Origin of the sequence: Pseudomonas baltica (assembly GCF_014235765.1) — a bacterium.
Lineage (GTDB): Bacteria > Pseudomonadota > Gammaproteobacteria > Pseudomonadales > Pseudomonadaceae > Aquipseudomonas > Aquipseudomonas baltica.
Window position 1 is genome coordinate 124,879 of sequence record NZ_JACMYH010000005.1, and the last position, 16,155, is coordinate 141,033.

At 64.2% G+C, this 16,155-nt stretch carries 13 protein-coding genes; 11 read left to right on the forward strand and 2 right to left on the reverse strand.

Features of this window, described 5'->3' with window-relative positions:
• Positions 1–24 precede the first annotated feature (24 nt).
• A complete protein-coding gene (locus H7993_RS16850) occupies positions 25–936 on the reverse strand; it encodes a TIGR02285 family protein (RefSeq protein WP_244647076.1) in 912 nt (303 codons plus the stop codon).
• Between the two features lie 180 nt (positions 937–1,116).
• Between H7993_RS16850 and H7993_RS16855 the strand changes: the two genes are divergently transcribed.
• The 3 genes from H7993_RS16855 (at position 1,117) to H7993_RS16865 (ending at position 4,670) form a co-directional block, all read left to right on the forward strand.
• Positions 1,117–1,656 (forward strand): YaeQ family protein, encoded by a 540-nt coding sequence (locus H7993_RS16855; protein ID WP_122475075.1) that lies wholly within the window; start codon positions 1,117–1,119, stop codon positions 1,654–1,656.
• A 57-nt stretch (positions 1,657–1,713) separates the two neighbouring features.
• Positions 1,714–3,423 (forward strand): single-stranded-DNA-specific exonuclease RecJ, encoded by a 1,710-nt coding sequence (recJ, locus tag H7993_RS16860; RefSeq protein ID WP_185795061.1) that lies wholly within the window; start codon positions 1,714–1,716, stop codon positions 3,421–3,423.
• Positions 3,424–3,563: 140 nt separating this feature from the next.
• The gene (locus tag H7993_RS16865; RefSeq protein WP_185795062.1) at positions 3,564–4,670 is read left to right on the forward strand and encodes an NADH:flavin oxidoreductase/NADH oxidase; all 1,107 of its coding nucleotides are present in this window, start codon (positions 3,564–3,566) and stop codon (positions 4,668–4,670) included.
• Positions 4,671–4,747: 77 nt separating this feature from the next.
• On the opposite strand, the gene H7993_RS16870 is transcribed toward H7993_RS16865, so the two are convergent.
• Positions 4,748–6,361, reverse strand: a complete 1,614-nt coding sequence (locus H7993_RS16870) for a glucan biosynthesis protein D (RefSeq protein ID WP_185795063.1) — start codon at positions 6,359–6,361, stop codon at positions 4,748–4,750.
• A gap of 303 nt (positions 6,362–6,664) precedes the next feature.
• Here H7993_RS16870 and H7993_RS16875 point away from each other — a divergent pair, with 303 nt between their 5' ends.
• The 8 genes from H7993_RS16875 to H7993_RS16910 all read left to right on the forward strand — a co-directional run bounded on the left by H7993_RS16875 (position 6,665) and on the right by H7993_RS16910 (position 16,100).
• The gene (locus tag H7993_RS16875) at positions 6,665–7,417 is read left to right on the forward strand and encodes a tellurite resistance TerB family protein (RefSeq protein WP_185795064.1); all 753 of its coding nucleotides are present in this window, start codon (positions 6,665–6,667) and stop codon (positions 7,415–7,417) included.
• A 205-nt stretch (positions 7,418–7,622) separates the two neighbouring features.
• A complete protein-coding gene (locus H7993_RS16880) occupies positions 7,623–9,245 on the forward strand; it encodes a methyl-accepting chemotaxis protein (RefSeq protein WP_185795065.1) in 1,623 nt (540 codons plus the stop codon).
• Positions 9,245–9,760, forward strand: a complete 516-nt coding sequence (locus tag H7993_RS16885; RefSeq protein WP_185795066.1) for a chemotaxis protein CheW — start codon at positions 9,245–9,247, stop codon at positions 9,758–9,760. The genes H7993_RS16880 and H7993_RS16885 overlap by 1 nt, the downstream gene beginning before the upstream one ends.
• 16 nt (positions 9,761–9,776) lie before the next feature.
• A complete protein-coding gene (locus H7993_RS16890; protein ID WP_122475064.1) occupies positions 9,777–11,045 on the forward strand; it encodes a CheR family methyltransferase in 1,269 nt (422 codons plus the stop codon).
• Entirely contained in the window at positions 11,042–11,719 is a 678-nt protein-coding gene (locus tag H7993_RS16895; protein ID WP_122795255.1) for a chemotaxis protein CheW, read from the forward strand. Before H7993_RS16890 ends, H7993_RS16895 begins: the two co-directional genes overlap by 4 nt.
• The gene (locus H7993_RS16900) at positions 11,716–14,040 is read left to right on the forward strand and encodes a hybrid sensor histidine kinase/response regulator (protein ID WP_185795067.1); all 2,325 of its coding nucleotides are present in this window, start codon (positions 11,716–11,718) and stop codon (positions 14,038–14,040) included. Before H7993_RS16895 ends, H7993_RS16900 begins: the two co-directional genes overlap by 4 nt.
• The gene (cheB, locus tag H7993_RS16905) at positions 14,037–15,047 is read left to right on the forward strand and encodes a chemotaxis response regulator protein-glutamate methylesterase (protein ID WP_185795068.1); all 1,011 of its coding nucleotides are present in this window, start codon (positions 14,037–14,039) and stop codon (positions 15,045–15,047) included. Before H7993_RS16900 ends, cheB begins: the two co-directional genes overlap by 4 nt.
• Positions 15,048–15,086: 39 nt before the next feature.
• On the forward strand, positions 15,087–16,100 hold the full coding sequence (locus H7993_RS16910; RefSeq protein ID WP_122475057.1) for a diguanylate cyclase: 1,014 nt from the start codon (positions 15,087–15,089) through the stop codon (positions 16,098–16,100).
• Positions 16,101–16,155 lie beyond the last annotated feature (55 nt).

Consider the following 16,155-nt stretch of genomic DNA (forward strand, 5'->3'; position numbering starts at 1 on the left):
GATGGCCGCCTGTGTAATTCTCACTCAGCGCTGGCTGCTCATGGCCTCTTTGCGCTGGGCATCGAACAGCGCGGCGGTTTCCCGCAAGTACGCCGGCCGTTCGGCGGGCGCCAGCCATTGGGCGTAGAAATCTGCCAACTGACCGTTCCTGAGTTCCAGCAACACCGAATTCAGTGCTGTCAGTACGCGCCGGCTTGCAGGGCTGTCGGAGCAGCCGACATGAATGAACTGCGAGCGCGCTGAGCCCTCGATGGGGACTTGCACCAACTGTTCCGGATCCAGACCTTCCTGACGTGCCTGGTAGCGCGCTTCGTGCCAGTAGCCGAGCAGCGCCTTGATCCGGCCGAGTCTTTCCATGCGCAGCAGGCTGCCCATGGCGTCGTTGCCATGATGGGCCAGAAGCTGATAGCTGTCGGTGTCGGCGAGAATCCGGTCCACCACAGGGCCATAGCTGCGCTCGGCAATGATGCCCAGGGCCAGGGTTCTGCTGCTTAGAAGCGCGCCCAGGTCGACCTTGCCGTCTTGCATGAACTCGGCAATCAGCGGCAGGTCGCCGCGCTGCATGATCAGCACATTGCTCAGCACATTCATGCTGGGCACGGAATAAAGAATGCTGCGCGCCCGCTGTGCGGTCCAGAGCAGCGCAGGGTCGCAGTTGAGGCCGGGTTCGCCAAGCATCTGCGAGGCACGCGCCCGATTGACCCTGAGGACATTGTGGTCGTACTCGGGCAAGGCTGCGCGCAACAACGGCAGGGCCAGGTCGACGGCGCCCAGATTACGCGCCGGGCCGCTGGCGATGGTCAGCGGCGCCAGGTCGCGTAGCAGCCATGTAATGGTCTCGCGACCATGGGCGAGCGGTGAAGTGAGCAGGCACGAGCACACCGCCAGTGCCAGGAGAAGGCTGCTGGGCGGCAGAGTTCTGGAACACGAGTCCATGGCATTCCTTGCGCGGGGTGTGGGGCGTGGGTGTCCGTTTTTGAAACACTGCGCCATCTTTACCACACCCGGACCCATGATCAAAACGTGCCGCAGGGTCGCACTGTCCCGTGGTGGTCGTTGATCGGGCACGCATCGGGTAGACTGTCGGCCTTTTCCTGTCCCCAAGAAGCCTGCCTAATGGCCCAGCCGTCGACCACCTACAAATTCGAACTCAACCTCACCGATCTTGACCGCAGCGTTTACCAGACCGTCAAGCAGACCATCGCGCGTCACCCCTCGGAAACCGAAGAGCGGATGACCGTGCGCTTGCTTGCCTACGCGCTGTGGTACAACGAGCAGGTGTCTTTCGGCCGTGGTCTGTCGGATGTCGACGAGGCTGCCTTGTGGGAAAAGAGCCTGGATGGCCGGATCCTGCATTGGATCGAAGTTGGCCTGCCCGATGCCGATCGCCTGACCTGGTGTTCGCGGCGTACCGAACGCACCAGCCTGTTGGCCTACGGCAGTTTGCGCGTATGGCAGACCAAGGTGGTCGATGCGGTGAAGAACCTGAAAAACGTCAACATCGCCGCGGTGCCCCAGGAGGTGCTCGAGACCCTGGCCAAGGACATGCCGCGGGTCATCAAATGGGACGTCATGATCAGCGAGGGCACGGTGTTCGTCACCGATGACCGCGGTCAGCACGAAGTCCAGCTCGAGTGGCTGCTGGGCGAGCGCTAGGCCGCCCAGGTTTCAACCTTCTTCCTTTGTCTTGCAGTGAGAACCGCCCCAGGCCCCATGCGCATCGAACCCCGTCAGCTGCCCCAGACCCTGCCTTTCCTCGGCGACATGCCGCCCTTGCTGAATCGTCTTTATGCGGCGCGTGGCGTGTCGAGCGCAGAGGAGCTGGACAAGAGCCTGGCGCGCCTGATTCCCTTTCAGCGGCTCAAGGGCATCGAGGCCGCCGTCGAGCTGCTGGTGACGGCGATCGACCTGCGCCAGCGCATCCTGATCGTCGGTGATTTCGATGCCGACGGTGCCACGGCCAGCGCGGTCGGTGTGCTCGGCCTGCGCCTGCTGGGCGCCGCTCACGTCGACTACCTGGTGCCCAATCGCTTCGAGTACGGCTATGGCCTGACCCCGGAAATCGTCGCAGTCGCCCTGCAGCGCGAGCCGCAATTGCTGGTTACGGTCGACAACGGCATTTCCAGCGTCGAAGGTGTGGCTGCGGCCAAGGCTGCCGGGCTGCAGGTGCTGGTCACCGACCACCACTTGCCGGGGCACGAGTTGCCGGCTGCAGATGCCATCGTCAACCCCAACCAGCCAGGCTGCGAGTTCCCCAGCAAGAATCTGGCGGGCGTCGGGGTGATTTTCTACGTGCTGATGGCACTGCGGGCGCGGCTGCGCCAGCTGGGCCGCTATGCACAGGTGCCGCAGCCCAATATCGGCGAGCTGCTGGACCTGGTGGCACTGGGCAGCGTGGCGGACGTCGTGCCGCTGGACGCCAACAACCGCATCTTGGTGCACCAGGGCCTGGAGCGCATTCGTGCGGGCCGTGCGCGACCAGGCATCACGGCAATCCTTGAAGTGGCACGCCGTGAGCATGCGCGTATCACCTCGACCGACCTGGGGTTCATTCTCGGGCCGCGACTCAACGCAGCCGGCCGCCTGGACGATATGAGCCTGGGCATCGAGTGCCTGCTGAGCACCGATCTGCCCAGCGCCCAGACCATCGCGGCGCAGCTCGATGGCTTGAATCAGGACCGCAAGTCGATCGAGCAAGGCATGCAGCGCGAGGCCCTGGCTCAGCTCAAGGACCTGGCGCTGGAGTCGATGCCGTTTGGCCTGTGCCTGTTCGATGCGCAATGGCATCAGGGTGTGATCGGCATCCTCGCTTCGCGTCTCAAGGAGCGCTACCACCGTCCAACGATTGCCTTCGCCGACGCCGGTGACGGGCTGCTCAAAGGCTCGGCACGCTCGGTCCAGGGCTTCCATATCCGTGACGCGCTGGATGCGGTGGCGGCCAGGCATCCGCAATTGATCAGCAAGTTCGGTGGGCATGCGATGGCCGCCGGGCTGACCCTGCCGCAGGAGAATTTCCCGGCGTTCTGCGAGGCATTCGACGCGCAGGTGCGCACCCAGCTGTGCGAGGAAGACCTGACCGGACGCCTGCTGTCGGACGGTACCCTGGGCGTCGAGGAATTCCATCTGGAGCTGGCGCGCGCCCTGCGCAATGCCGGCCCGTGGGGGCAACATTTCCCGGAGCCGATGTTCCATGGGGTGTTCCAGTTGGTGGAGCAGCGGGTGGTTGGCGAGCGACACCTGAAGGTGACGCTCAAGACCGAGTGCGGCAGCGTCAGCCTGGACGGCATCGCGTTCGGCGTCGACCGCGAGGTGTGGCCCGATCCATCGGTACGCTGGGTGCAGTTGGCCTACAAGCTGGATCTCAACGAGTTCCGCGGGCGGGAAACGGTGCAGTTGCTGATTACCCACATCGAGCCGCGCTGAGCCGTACGACCCTGCTCGGCCGCGGAACCACGCTCGCGGCTCGGTTGTCGACTAGTCTTCGAGAACGAGACAGGTACGTCCGCAGTCGTGTTCGAGCGGATGCTTCTCGTCCCATCTGAAACTGCCAACCGAGGTGCCCGATGAGCATGTTGCTCGAACCCTATACCCTGCGCCAGTTGACCCTGCGCAACCGCATCGCCGTATCGCCGATGTGCCAGTACTCCAGTGTCGATGGCCTTGCCAACGACTGGCACCTGGTGCATCTGGGCAGTCGCGCCAGTGGCGGTGCCGGTCTGGTCTTCACCGAGGCCACTGCAGTGACGGCAGAGGGTCGCATCACGCCTGAAGACCTGGGCCTGTGGAACGACGAGCAGATCGAACCGCTGCAGCGCATCACCCGCTTCATTACCTCGCAAGGCGCGGTGCCGGCCATCCAACTGGCCCACGCCGGGCGCAAGGCCAGCACTTGGCGGCCTTGGCTGGGCAAGCATGGCAGCGTGCCTGTCAATGAAGGCGGCTGGGTGCCGGTGGGCCCGTCGCGTATCGCCTTCGACCCGCAGCACACCGCGCCGACCGCACTGGATGAAGCAGCGATCAAGGACATCGTCCAGGCGTTCGTCGACGCGACCCGTCGCGCGCTGACCGCCAACTTCAAGGTAGTCGAGGTGCATGCGGCGCACGGCTATCTGCTGCACCAGTTCCTGTCGCCGATCAGTAACCAGCGTCAGGACAGTTACGGCGGCAGCTTTGAAAATCGCATCCGTCTGACTCTGGAAGTCACCCAGGCGATTCGCGACATCTGGCCTGAAGAATTGCCCGTGTTCGTGCGTGTGTCGGCCACCGACTGGGTCGAAGACGGCTGGAACCCGGACGAGACCGTCGAGCTGGCCAAGCGCCTGAAAGCGCTGGGCGTGGATCTGATCGACGTGTCGTCGGGCGGTACCTCGGCCAATGCCGAGATCCCGACCGGGCCTGGTTATCAGACGCGCTTTGCCGAGCGAGTCCGCAAAGAGGCGGATCTTGCCACGGGCACCGTCGGGATGATCACCGACCCGGCGCAGGCCGAACACATCCTGCGCACTGGCCAGGCTGACGTCATCCTGCTGGCGCGTGAGCTGTTGCGTGATCCGTACTGGCCGCTGCACGCCGACGAAGACCTGGGCGGTCGTCTGGCCACATGGCCAGCCCAGTACCAGCGCGCCACCCACCGCGACCAGCCGATTGTGGAATCGGACCTTCGCGACTGAGTGGCGCTGCGGCGTTTCGGTGATGTCATCCTCGCCCGCAGAAAGGGCGGGCGAGGATGCTGGCTGAGGTCAGCGCATCACACGTACTTGCGTTTCTCCGCCGCGGGCGGCAGGTACTGATAAAGCCAGGTTTCGCTGAGGGTGCGCCCCTGGGTCTTGATGAACAGACGCATGTCCACCGGATCGACGCTGTCGCTGGTCGGGTACCAGTCGAACAGCACGCGGAAGCCCTTGATGTCGGGCAGCTCGAGTACCTGAACGTCCTGCACCTTGCCACCCGAAGCCGTGATGATGGGCTCGATCGGCGTTTTCAGCGATTCGAGCCCGCCGCCGGCGAAGTCCACGGCAAAACGCCGCGCCCAGACATTCGGATAGTGTTCACCCGGTGCCCAGCCTTCGGTGAAACCGCCCATCCCCGAGCGCGTCGCCGCGACGCGGGCCAGCGGTGTACCGATCGGCGCCAGGGCGCTCCAGTACAGTTTGTAACCGAAATTCAGGACCTCGCCGGCCTTGACCGGTGACTTGGGTGTCCAGAAGGCAACGATGTTGTCCATGGTTTCACCGGTGGTCGGCAGTTCCACCAGGTCGATGGAGCCTTCGCCCCAGGCGGTGGTGGGCTCGACCCACAGGCTGGGGCGCTTGTGGTACCAGTCGACCGTGTCTTGGTAGTTGCTGAAGTCGTGGTCGGTCTGGATCAGGCCGAAGCCTTTTGGATCGACATCGGCGAAGGCGTTGAAGCGCACCCGGTCCGGGTTGTTCAACGGCCGGCAGATCCATTCGCCGTTGCCGCGCCACATGGCCAGCCGGTCGGAGTCGTGGATTTGCGGGTGGATGGTGTCGCACATGCGCCGCTCGTGGTTGCCGCAGCTGAACATGCTGGTCATCGGCGCCACGCCCAGTTGCTCGATGTCCTGGCGCGCATGGATGTGCGCGTCGATGTCCATCACCACGCGCTCGGCCTGGCAGTCAATGTCGAAACGGTAGGCGCCGGTGGCACTGGGCGAGTCGAGCAGGGCGTAGACCACGAAGCGGGTACTGTCCTTGCCAGGCGTCTCGAACCAGAACTTGGTGAAATCGGGGAATTCTTCCTGCTTCTTGGCATAGGTGTCGATGGCCAGGCCGCGCGCAGACAGACCGTACTGCCCGGTGGCATCGACGGCGCGGAAGTAGCTGGCGCCGAGGAAGGACACCACGTCATGGCGGTCGAGCTTGGGTGCCTTGAACAGCTTGAAGCCGGCAAAGCCCAGGTCGCCCTTGAGCTGCGAGGTATCCACCGTGGTGTTCTTGTAGTCGAACAGCGGCGGATGGAAATGCACTTCACGCGCTTGTTTGCGCCCGGCGTCGACGCTGTACATGCGCACCGGCGTGCGGAAGCCCATGCCCACATGGAAGAACTGCACGTCCAGTTGGCCCTTGAGGTCATTCCACAACGAATGATTGGCGTCGTAGGCAATCGCATTGAATTGCTGCGGGGTCATGTTTGCAAGGGTCGGCGGCAAGGTCTGCTTGTTGCTGACATAAGCCTGCGCGGCGAGACTCTTGGCCTGGGCCTTGAGCATGTCGAAAGTGAACGGTTCGGCTTCGCCGTCGGCGGTGGCGGCCAGGGCCTGGGCAGCGAACAATCCGGTGCCGGACAGTCCGGTATAGGCCGCGAGGGCCATCGACGCTTTCAGAAGGTGCCTGCGGTGCATAGATAACCTGTTCTGAATCAACCTCGGTCGCTCCAAGCGACCGGCGAGGCTCAAGTAGGAAGGTTTGGGCCTGCCTTGTCCAAACGCAGAGAACTGTACACAGATACCGTAATGACCGATGTGTTCGCAAACTCCTGTAAAAATTTTTTCCCGTGCACTTTGTATCGACAGCGAGATCGGTGGTCGAGGCGCAGTGTTGAGAGCAAGCATTTGCGCAACATCCCGAAGCAAATCACCGTTCGAGCCAGGCAACGGAATGCCCTTACTCTCGTCAAACGTATCTCCCATTGACGAGACCAAAAAATGAACACGCGTGGCTTGCTCGACCAGTTGTTCAAATCCGGCCAGGAACTGCTCAAGAACAAGGGCGGCGGTTCTTCCCCCCTGGGTGGTGCCGGTAGCACCGGTGGTGTTGCCGGCGCGCTCGGCGGCCTGCTCTCGGGCAAGGGCGGTGCGGGCGGCGCGCTGGGTGGCCTGCTGTCCGGCGGCAAGGGCGCACTGACCGGCGGCGCCATGGGCTTGCTGCTCGGCAACAAGAGCGCACGCAAGTACGGTGGCAAGGCCTTGGCCTACGGTGGGTTGGCGGCACTGGGCGTGATTGCCTACAAGGCCTACGGCAATTGGCAGGCCCAGCAGCAGAACGCCCCTAGAGGCGAACCGCAGACGGTCGACCGAGTGCCACCCCAGCAGGTAGAGGAACACAGCCAGGCTATCCTCAAGGCGCTGGTAGCAGCAGCCAAGTCCGATGGCCATGTGGATGATCGCGAGCGCGAGCTCATCGAAGGCGAATTCACCCGCCTGGATTCGGACAACGAACTGCAGCAGTGGCTGCACGCCGAACTGAACAAGCCGCTGGACCCGGCAGACGTGGCGCGGGCAGCCAAGACTCCGGAGATCGCTGCCGAAATGTACATTGCCAGCGTCATGATGGTGGATCAGGAACACTTCATGGAGCGCGCCTATCTGGACGAGCTGGCCAAGCAGTTGGCCCTCGACCCTGCGCTCAAGCTCGAACTGGAGAAGCAGGTGCGTCAGGCCGAGGTCGAAGCCGTCTGACCCCGGACGTCAGGTCCGAAGGCTGACGCCGCCACTCATCTGCCGGAACTTACGTTGGTCGGCAATAGTGGCGCATTGATCTGCCAGTAACTGGCAATACCCTCGCGGATGAAGGAAAGTCAGGTACCAGCGCGAAATCGTCTGAGGTAGGGCTATACTCAGGCGATTTTTCGTTTGTAGCTGCAGGAATTTTCGAGGGTTGACTGTGAAGAACTGGTCCTTGCGCCACCGCATTCTGGCGAGTTTCGCCGTTGTCATTGCAATCATGCTGTTGATGGTCGTGGTCTCCTATTCACGTCTGCAGACCATCGAGACGAACGAAACCAAGGTACGCACCGACAGCGTTCCGGGCGTGGTCTTCAGTTCCATGATCCGCAGCGCCTGGGTAGACAGCTACGTGTACACCCAACAACTGGTGGGCTTGAGCTATCAGCGCGAGCTGCTCACGGCCGACGTGGACCAGTACAAGAGCTTCGCCGAGCGCCTGACCCAGCAGATGGCCAACTACCGCAGCACCGTCCAGGACAGCGACGACCAGGCGGCCTTCGAAGAATTCGCGCGGATGCGCGTGACCTATGAAAAGACCTTGGCCGATGTGCTGGAGGCCTATCGACTGCGCAAGTTCAGCGAAGCCCAGCAGATGGCCATCGACGACCTCACGCCCGCCTGGGTGGCAGGTCGCAAGCAGCTCAATACCTTGATCGACCGTAATCGTGAAGCGGCCGAGAAGGCCACCAGCGCCATTGACGCTTCGGTCGCGGCGGCCAAGGTCAGCCTGGTGATTTCCCTGTTGGTGGCAATCATCGTTGCCGGTATCTGCGGGCTCTGGCTGCTGCGCACCATCATGGCGCCCATGCAGAAGATCGTGCGGATTCTCGAAGTGATGCGCACCGGGGACCTGAGCACGCGCCTGAGCCTTGCGCGCAAGGACGAGTTCAACGAGGTCGAACTGGGCTTCAACGACATGATGACCGAGCTCACCGCGCTGGTCGCCCAGGCGCAACGCTCCTCGGTGCAGGTCACCACCTCGGTGACCGAAATCGCGGCCACCTCTAAGCAGCAACAGGCCACGGCGACCGAGACTGCCGCGACCACCACCGAGATCGGCGCGACCTCCCGGGAAATCGCTGCCACGTCCCGTGATCTGGTGCGAACCATGGGTGAAGTCACCTCGGCGGCCGATCAGGCTTCCTCCCTGGCCGGCTTCGGGCAGCAGGGTCTGGCGCGCATGGAAGAAACCATGCACCAGGTGATGGGTGCCGCCGAATTGGTCAACGCCAAGCTGGCAATCCTCAACGAGAAGGCCGGCAACATCAATCAGGTAGTCGTGACCATCGTCAAGGTCGCCGACCAGACCAACCTGCTGTCGCTCAACGCGGCCATCGAAGCCGAGAAGGCCGGTGAATATGGTCGCGGTTTCGCCGTGGTCGCCACCGAAGTGCGCCGCCTCGCCGACCAGACCGCCGTGGCCACCTACGACATCGAGCAGATGGTGCGAGAGATCCAGTCGGCAGTGTCGGCCGGCGTCATGGGCATGGACAAGTTCTCCGAGGAAGTGCGCCGCGGCATGTTCGAAGTGCAGCAGGTCGGCGATCAGCTGTCGCAGATCATTGGCCAGGTCCAGGCCTTGGCGCCGCGCGTGCTCATGGTCAACGAAGGCATGCAGGCCCAGGCGACCGGTGCCGAACAGATCAACCACGCCCTGTCGCAGTTGGGCGATGCCAGCAGCCAGACGGTCGAATCCTTGCGTCAGGCCAGCTTTGCCATCGACGAGCTCAGCCAGGTCGCTACCGGCCTGCGCGGCGGCGTCTCGCGCTTCAAAGTCTGATGAACGCATTGCCGGTCACATCGCGCAGCAAGTTGTTCCTGTTGTTTCGCATTGCGCAGGAACGCTTCGCCCTGGATGCGCTGGAAGTCGCAGAGGTGCTGCCGCTGCTGCCGCTCAAGCCGGTCGCGCATGCCCCGGCCTGGGTGGCCGGTGTGTTCGCCCATCGTGGCCGGGTGGTGCCGGTGCTGGACGTCAGCGCGCTGAGCTTCGGCGTGGCTGCCGTGCGGCGCACCAGCACGCGTCTGGTGCTGGTGCATTATCCGCACGAGCAGGCCGGCCCCGAGGCGCGCCTGGGGCTGATCGTCGAACACGCCAGCGAAACCCTTCGCTGTGACCCCAACGGTTTCAAACCCATGGGAGTGCATAACCGTGCCACGCCCTATCTGGGGCCGGTGCTCGAAGACAGCCAGGGGCTGTTGCAGTGGTTGCGGGTACAGGATCTGCTCGAACCGTCGGTGCGCGACTTGCTTTTCGCACCGCAGTTGGCGGCCTCCGTATTGGGTGAAACAGGGTGATGGGTGATGCATCGTGATGGGTGAAGAGCAGCGCTTCGTACGTTTTCTGCGTGAGCGCATCGGCCTGGACGTGGCCTCGGTAGGCCCGGCGCTGATCGAGCGCGCGGTCGCGCAGCGCAGCCAGGCTGCGCATGTCCGCGACCTGGATGCCTACTGGAAGCTGCTGCAGGGTTCGGCGGCGGAACAGCAGGCGCTGATCGAGGCGGTGATCGTCCCGGAAACCTGGTTCATGCGTTATCCCGAGTCCTTTGCCGCGCTGTGCAAGGTCGCCAAGGCGCGGCTCGCCGAACGGCCTGGCGTGGCGCTGCGCATCCTCAGCCTGCCGTGTTCCACTGGCGAGGAGCCGTACTCGATCGCCATGGCCTTGCTCGACGCCGGGCTGGCGCCGCAGCAATTCAGTGTGGACGGCGTGGACATCAGCCCCCTGTCGGTGGCCCGGGCAACGCGAGGGATCTATGGCCGCAATTCGTTTCGCGGCGCACCACTGACCTTTCGCGACCGCCATTTCGTGCCTGCGGACGAGGGGTATCTGCTCGACGCTCAGGTTCGGGCCCAGGTTCGCTTGCAGGTCGGTAACATTCTCGATCCGTTGCTGCTGGGCGGTGAACTGCCCTATGACTTCGTGTTCTGCCGCAACCTGCTCATCTATTTCGACCTGCCGACCCAGCAGCAGGTGTTCGAAGTGCTGAAGAAATTCACCCGTGAAGACGGCGCGTTGTTCATCGGTCCTGCCGAAGGCAGCCTGCTGGCACGGTTGGGCATGCGCCCGATCGGTATTGCCCAGTCCTTCGCGTTCGTCCGCGATCGCCACGTCGCACCAACGCCCACGCCGCTGCCCCCGGCAACGGCGCGCCTGCAGATGCCGATCAAGTTGTTGCCCGAGCCGGGCAGGTTGCCCGTGCGAACGCGAACCCGTGCGCTGCCGGTGGCGAATGCCGCCGAGGCAGTGGCAAGCGATGGCGCCGGTCTGCTCGCGCAAATCGCCCGCTTGGCCAACGAAGGCAAGAGTGCCGAGGCGCAGGCCGCGTGCGACGCGTTCCTGCGCAGCCACGGTCCAGATCCCCAGGTGTTCTACTGGCTGGGCCTGCTCAGTGATGTCGGCGGCCAGGTGCTGCAGGCGCAGGGTTATTACCGCAAGGCGCTGTACCTCGACCCGCAGCACGCCGAGGCCCTGGCCCACCTGGCCATGCTGCTCACCGCCCAGGGCGACATTGCCGGGGCGCGGCGACTGCAGGAGCGCGCCGCACGCAACGACCGCCCGCATGTCCAGGAGCATAAGCGATGACCGCCCTGGACCTGATCGACAGCGACGCCCAGCAGATCGACGACTGCTGGAACCGTATTGGCATTCATGGCGACAAATCCTGCCCGCTGCTCGCCGAGCATATCCACTGCCGCAATTGCGCGGTGTATGCCTCGGCGGCCGTGCGCCTGCTGGACCGTTACGCGCTGGACCGCCAGCACGCGCCGATGCACTACAGCGAAACCCTGGGCCGGGTCGAAAGCAGGTCGCTGGTGCTGTTTCGCCTGGGCGATGAGTGGCTGGCGCTGGCCACCCGCTGCCTGGTCGAAGTGGCCCCGGTGCAGGCAGTGCATTCGCTGCCGCACCAGCGTTCGCGCGCCTTGCGCGGGGTCGCCAACGTGCGCGGCGCACTGGTGCCATGCCTGGCGTTGGAGGAACTGCTGGGCATCGACACCCAGCACGTCGCACCGGCCGCTTCGGCGCGGGTCATGCCGCGCATGCTGATCATCGCCATAGACGGCGGCTCGGTGGTGGTACCGGTGGAGGAGGTGGATGGCATTCATCGGATCGACCTGGTCGAGCTCGAACAGGCGTCTACCGCCACCACCCAGGCGGGCGCCCGTTTCACTCAAGGGGTTCTGCCGTTTCGCCAGCGCAGTGTGCGCCTGCTCGATGACAAGGCGCTGCTGATCGCCATGAACCGGAGCCTGACATGACCCCGGAACAGATGCGCGACGCCTCGTTGCTGGAGCTGTTCAGCCTGGAAGCCGAGGCCCAGACCCAGGTGCTCAATGCCGGGCTGCTGGCCCTGGAACGCAATCCGACCCAGGCCGATCAACTGGAAGCGTGCATGCGCGCGGCCCACTCGCTCAAGGGTGCGGCCCGCATCGTCGGCCTGGATGCCGGGGTGCGTGTGGCTCACGTGATGGAAGACTGCCTGGTCGCGGCGCAGGAGCGGCGTGTCTACCTGATGCCCGAACACATCGATGCGCTGCTGTTGGGCACCGACCTGCTGATGCGCGTCGGCACGCCCGGCCCTGGCGCACCGGGTACCCTCGATATCGATGCCTACGAGGCGCAGATGGCCGCGGTGATGGACCCGTTGGCGGCCGCGGCGGCGCAGGTACAGGTCAGCGTGCCCGTATCGGCCGTCCCGCTCGCGCCTGCCGAGCCGCCCATCGAGGTCGCGCCCGAGCCGCCTCGGGACATCGATCCATCGCAAGCGATGCCCGGCCAGGACGACTCGGCCGCCGAACTACCTGCCAGCCGGGCGCGCCGGGTCAGCGATACCGGCGAGCGCGTGCTGCGGGTCACGGCGGAGCGCCTGAACAGCCTGCTGGACCTGTCGAGCAAGTCGCTGGTCGAAACCCAGCGCCTCAAGCCCTATCTGCTGACCATGCAGCGCCTCAAGCGCATGCAGGCGCAAAGCATCCGCGCGCTTGGCGGGCTTGGCGAACAATTGCAGCTCGAGGGTCACAGCGCAGAGGTACGCGACGCCCTGGCGCAGGCGCAGTCGCTGCTGGATCAGACCCAGCAGATGCTGCTGCAGCAGACCGCCGAACTGGACGATTTCGGCTGGCAGGCCAGCCAGCGCGCGCAGTTGCTGTACGACACGGCGCTGGCCTGCCGCATGCGCCCATTCGCCGACATGCTCGGTGGTCAGGAACGCATGGTCCGCGACCTCGGTCGTTCATTGGGCAAGCAGGTGCGCCTGGATATCGAAGGCGAGAAGACCCAGGTCGATCGCGACGTGCTGGAAAAGCTCGAAGCGCCCCTGACCCACTTGCTGCGCAACGCCGTCGACCACGGCATCGAAACCGCCGAGCAGCGATTGCTGGCCGGCAAGCCCGCCGAAGGTCGCGTGGTGCTGCGCGCTTCGCACCAGGCGGGCTTGCTGGTGGTGGAACTGAGCGACGACGGGGCGGGTGTCGACCTTGCCGCGCTGCGGCGCAGTATCGTCCAGCGCGGTTTGTCGGCCGCCGATACGGTGGAGCAGCTCAGTGAAGAAGAGCTGCTGAGCTTTCTGTTCCTGCCCGGCTTCAGCATGCGCGACACGGTAACCGAGGTCTCGGGCCGCGGCGTTGGCCTGGATGCGGTATTGCACCTGATTCGCCAGCTGCGCGGCTCGGTCGAACTGATTCAAGTGCCAGGGCAGGGCAGTCGCTTCCATATCGAGGTGCCGCTGACCCTGTCGGTGGTGCGCAGCCTGGCAGTGGAAGTGGGGGGCGAGGCCTATGCGTTTCCGCTGGCCCACATCGAACACACCATGGACCTGCCGGCCGAAGACATCATCCAGCTCGAGGGGCGCCAGCACTTCTGGTTCCAGAACCGCCATGTGGGGCTGGTTGCGGCCAGCCAGCTGCTGCAGAGGCCGGCCAGCCAGGGCGACGAAGCGAGCCTCAAGGTGGTGGTGATTCGCGACCGTGAAGCGATCTACGGCGTGGCCGTGGAACGCTTCATCGGCGAGCGCACGCTGGTGGTGCTGCCGCTGGACGCCCGCTTGGGCAAGGTCCAGGATATTTCCGCCGGTGCCTTGCTCGACAATGGTTCGGTGGTGCTGATCATCGACGTCGAAGACATGTTCCGCTCGGTGGAAAAGCTGCTCAATACCGGCCGCCTGGAGCGTATCGACAAGCGCAGCCAACAGGCCGAATCGGCTCGCAAGCGGGTACTGGTGGTGGATGATTCGCTCACCGTCCGCGAGCTGCAGCGCAAGCTGCTCAGCCATCGTGGCTATGACGTTGCGGTGGCCGTCGACGGCATGGATGGCTGGAACGCGTTGCGCAGCGAGGACTTCGACCTGCTGATCACCGACATCGACATGCCGCGCATGGACGGTATTGAATTGGTGACTCTGCTGCGCCGCGACACCCGCCTGCAATCGCTGCCGGTCATGGTGGTGTCCTACAAGGACCGGGAAGAGGACCGCCGCCGCGGCCTCGACGCCGGGGCCGATTATTATCTGGCCAAGGCCAGTTTTCACGACGATGCCTTGCTCGATGCGGTGGTTGAATTGATCGGAGGAGCGCGGGGATGAGGATCGCCATCGTCAATGACATGCCCATGGCCGTGGAGGCGCTGCGTCGCGCGATCGCCTTCGAACCGTCCCATGACGTGGTATGGGTGGCCGCCAACGGTCGTGAGGCGGTCGAGCGCTGTCAGGCCGTGACTCCGGACCTGATCCTCATGGACCTGATCATGCCGGTCATGGACGGCGTGGAAGCCACCCGGCAGATCATGGCCAATACGCCCTGCGCCATCGTCATCGTCACCGTCGACCGCCAGCAGAACGTCCACCGCGTATTCGAGGCCATGGGCCATGGCGCCCTGGATGTGGTCGACACCCCTACACTGGGGGTGGGCGACGCTCGCGAAGCTGCAGCGCCGCTGCTGCGCAAGATCTTCAATATCGGCTGGCTGGTGGGCCAGCGCAGCCCGGCGGTGCGCAGCGAGTTGCCGCTGCCGCGCTCGGGCGGCGTGCGGCAGAAACTGGTGGCCATCGGTTCGTCGGCCGGCGGCCCGGCCGCGCTGGAAATCCTGCTCAAGGGGCTGCCACGCGATTACCCGGCGGCGATCGTGCTGGTCCAGCACGTGGACCAGGTGTTCGCCGCCGGAATGGCCGAGTGGCTGAGCAGCGCAGCCGGCTTGCCGGTGCGTCTGGCCCGCGACGGAGAAACGCCGTTGGCTGGCACTGTGCTACTGGCAGGCACCAATCATCATATTCGTCTGCTGAAAAATGGTACCTTAACCTACACGGCAGAACCGGTGGACGAGATCTACCGGCCCTCCATAGATGTTTTTTTCCGAAGCGTGGCGCAATTCTGGAATGGCGATGCAGTGGGCGTACTGCTCACCGGCATGGGCCGCGACGGCGCACAGGGCTTGAAGTCGATGCGTCAGCGCGGCTTCCTGACCATCGCGCAGGACCAGCAGAGCAGCGCTGTCTACGGAATGCCCAAAGCGGCGGCGGCCATTGACGCAGCTGTTGAAATTCGTCCGCTGGAGCGGATCGCACCCCGACTGATGGACGTATTTTCACGATGAACTCGAGCCACCGCGTAGGCAGTATCCAGGTGACAACGCATGATTGATCTTCAGATCGAAGCCTTCAGGTCCAACGACAACAACAAGTCGATGGTACTTCTGGTGGACGACCAGGCCATGATTGGTGAAGCCATCCGTCGCAGTCTCAGCGACGAGGCCAACATCGACTTCCACTTTTGCGCCGATCCGCAGCAGGCCATCAACCAGGCCATGCGAATCAAGCCGACGGTGATCCTCCAGGACTTGATCATGCCGGGGCTCGACGGCCTGTCGCTGGTGCGTGACTATCGCAACCATCCGGCCACCCAGGACATCCCGATCATCGTGCTGTCGACCAAGGAAGACCCGCTGATCAAGAGCGCTGCCTTCGCCGCCGGTGCCAACGATTACCTGGTCAAGCTGCCCGACACCATCGAGCTGGTGGCGCGCATACGCTACCACTCCAAGTCGTACCTGACGCTGCTGCAGCGCGACGAAGCCTACCGTGCGCTGCGCGTGAGCCAGCAGCAGCTGCTCGACACCAACCTGGTGCTGCAGCGGCTGATGAACTCCGATGGCCTGACCGCGCTGTCCAATCGTCGTCATTTCGACGAGTACCTGGAACTGGAATGGCGTCGCGCGATGCGTGACAAGACCCAGCTGTCGCTGTTGATGATCGACGTCGACTATTTCAAGTCCTATAACGACAACTTCGGCCACCTGGCAGGCGACGAAGCCTTGCGCCGCGTCGCCGACGCCATTCGCCATTCCAGCAACCGCTCCAGCGACCTGCCGGCGCGTTATGGCGGCGAAGAGTTCGCCCTGGTGCTGCCGGGTACCTCGCCTGGCGGCGCGCGGCTGGTTGCCGAGAAGCTGCGGCAGACCATTGCCGCCCTGAACATCCCCCACATCGCGCCCCAGGCCGATGCCTGCCTGACGGTGAGCATCGGCCTGTCGACCATGACTCCGCAGCAGGGCAGTCATTGCCGCGAGCTGATCCTGGCCGCCGACAAGGGCCTGTATACGGCCAAGCATGCCGGGCGCAATCAGGTAGTGGTCGGGGATCAGGGCTAGGCCGCCCGATCTTCCAAAAAAAAAGCCCGTCCCCTGCTCGGCGGGCTGCTGTCAT

Bases quoted from the DNA above. Each gene is read 5' to 3' on its own strand.
- H7993_RS16870 (WP_185795063.1), bottom strand. From the start codon at position 6,361: ATGCACCGCAGGCACCTTCTGAAAGCGTCGATGGCCCTCGCGGCCTAT.
- H7993_RS16890 (WP_122475064.1), top strand. From the start codon at position 9,777: ATGGGTGAAGAGCAGCGCTTCGTACGTTTTCTGCGTGAGCGCATCGGC.
- H7993_RS16895 (WP_122795255.1), top strand. From the start codon at position 11,042: ATGACCGCCCTGGACCTGATCGACAGCGACGCCCAGCAGATCGACGAC.
- H7993_RS16900 (WP_185795067.1), top strand. From the start codon at position 11,716: ATGACCCCGGAACAGATGCGCGACGCCTCGTTGCTGGAGCTGTTCAGC.
- H7993_RS16910 (WP_122475057.1), top strand. From the start codon at position 15,087: ATGATTGATCTTCAGATCGAAGCCTTCAGGTCCAACGACAACAACAAG.
- H7993_RS16885 (WP_185795066.1), top strand. From the start codon at position 9,245: ATGAACGCATTGCCGGTCACATCGCGCAGCAAGTTGTTCCTGTTGTTT.
- cheB (WP_185795068.1), top strand. From the start codon at position 14,037: ATGAGGATCGCCATCGTCAATGACATGCCCATGGCCGTGGAGGCGCTG.
- H7993_RS16850 (WP_244647076.1), bottom strand. From the start codon at position 936: ATGGACTCGTGTTCCAGAACTCTGCCGCCCAGCAGCCTTCTCCTGGCA.
- H7993_RS16855 (WP_122475075.1), top strand. From the start codon at position 1,117: ATGGCCCAGCCGTCGACCACCTACAAATTCGAACTCAACCTCACCGAT.
- H7993_RS16865 (WP_185795062.1), top strand. From the start codon at position 3,564: ATGAGCATGTTGCTCGAACCCTATACCCTGCGCCAGTTGACCCTGCGC.
- recJ (WP_185795061.1), top strand. From the start codon at position 1,714: ATGCGCATCGAACCCCGTCAGCTGCCCCAGACCCTGCCTTTCCTCGGC.
- H7993_RS16875 (WP_185795064.1), top strand. From the start codon at position 6,665: ATGAACACGCGTGGCTTGCTCGACCAGTTGTTCAAATCCGGCCAGGAA.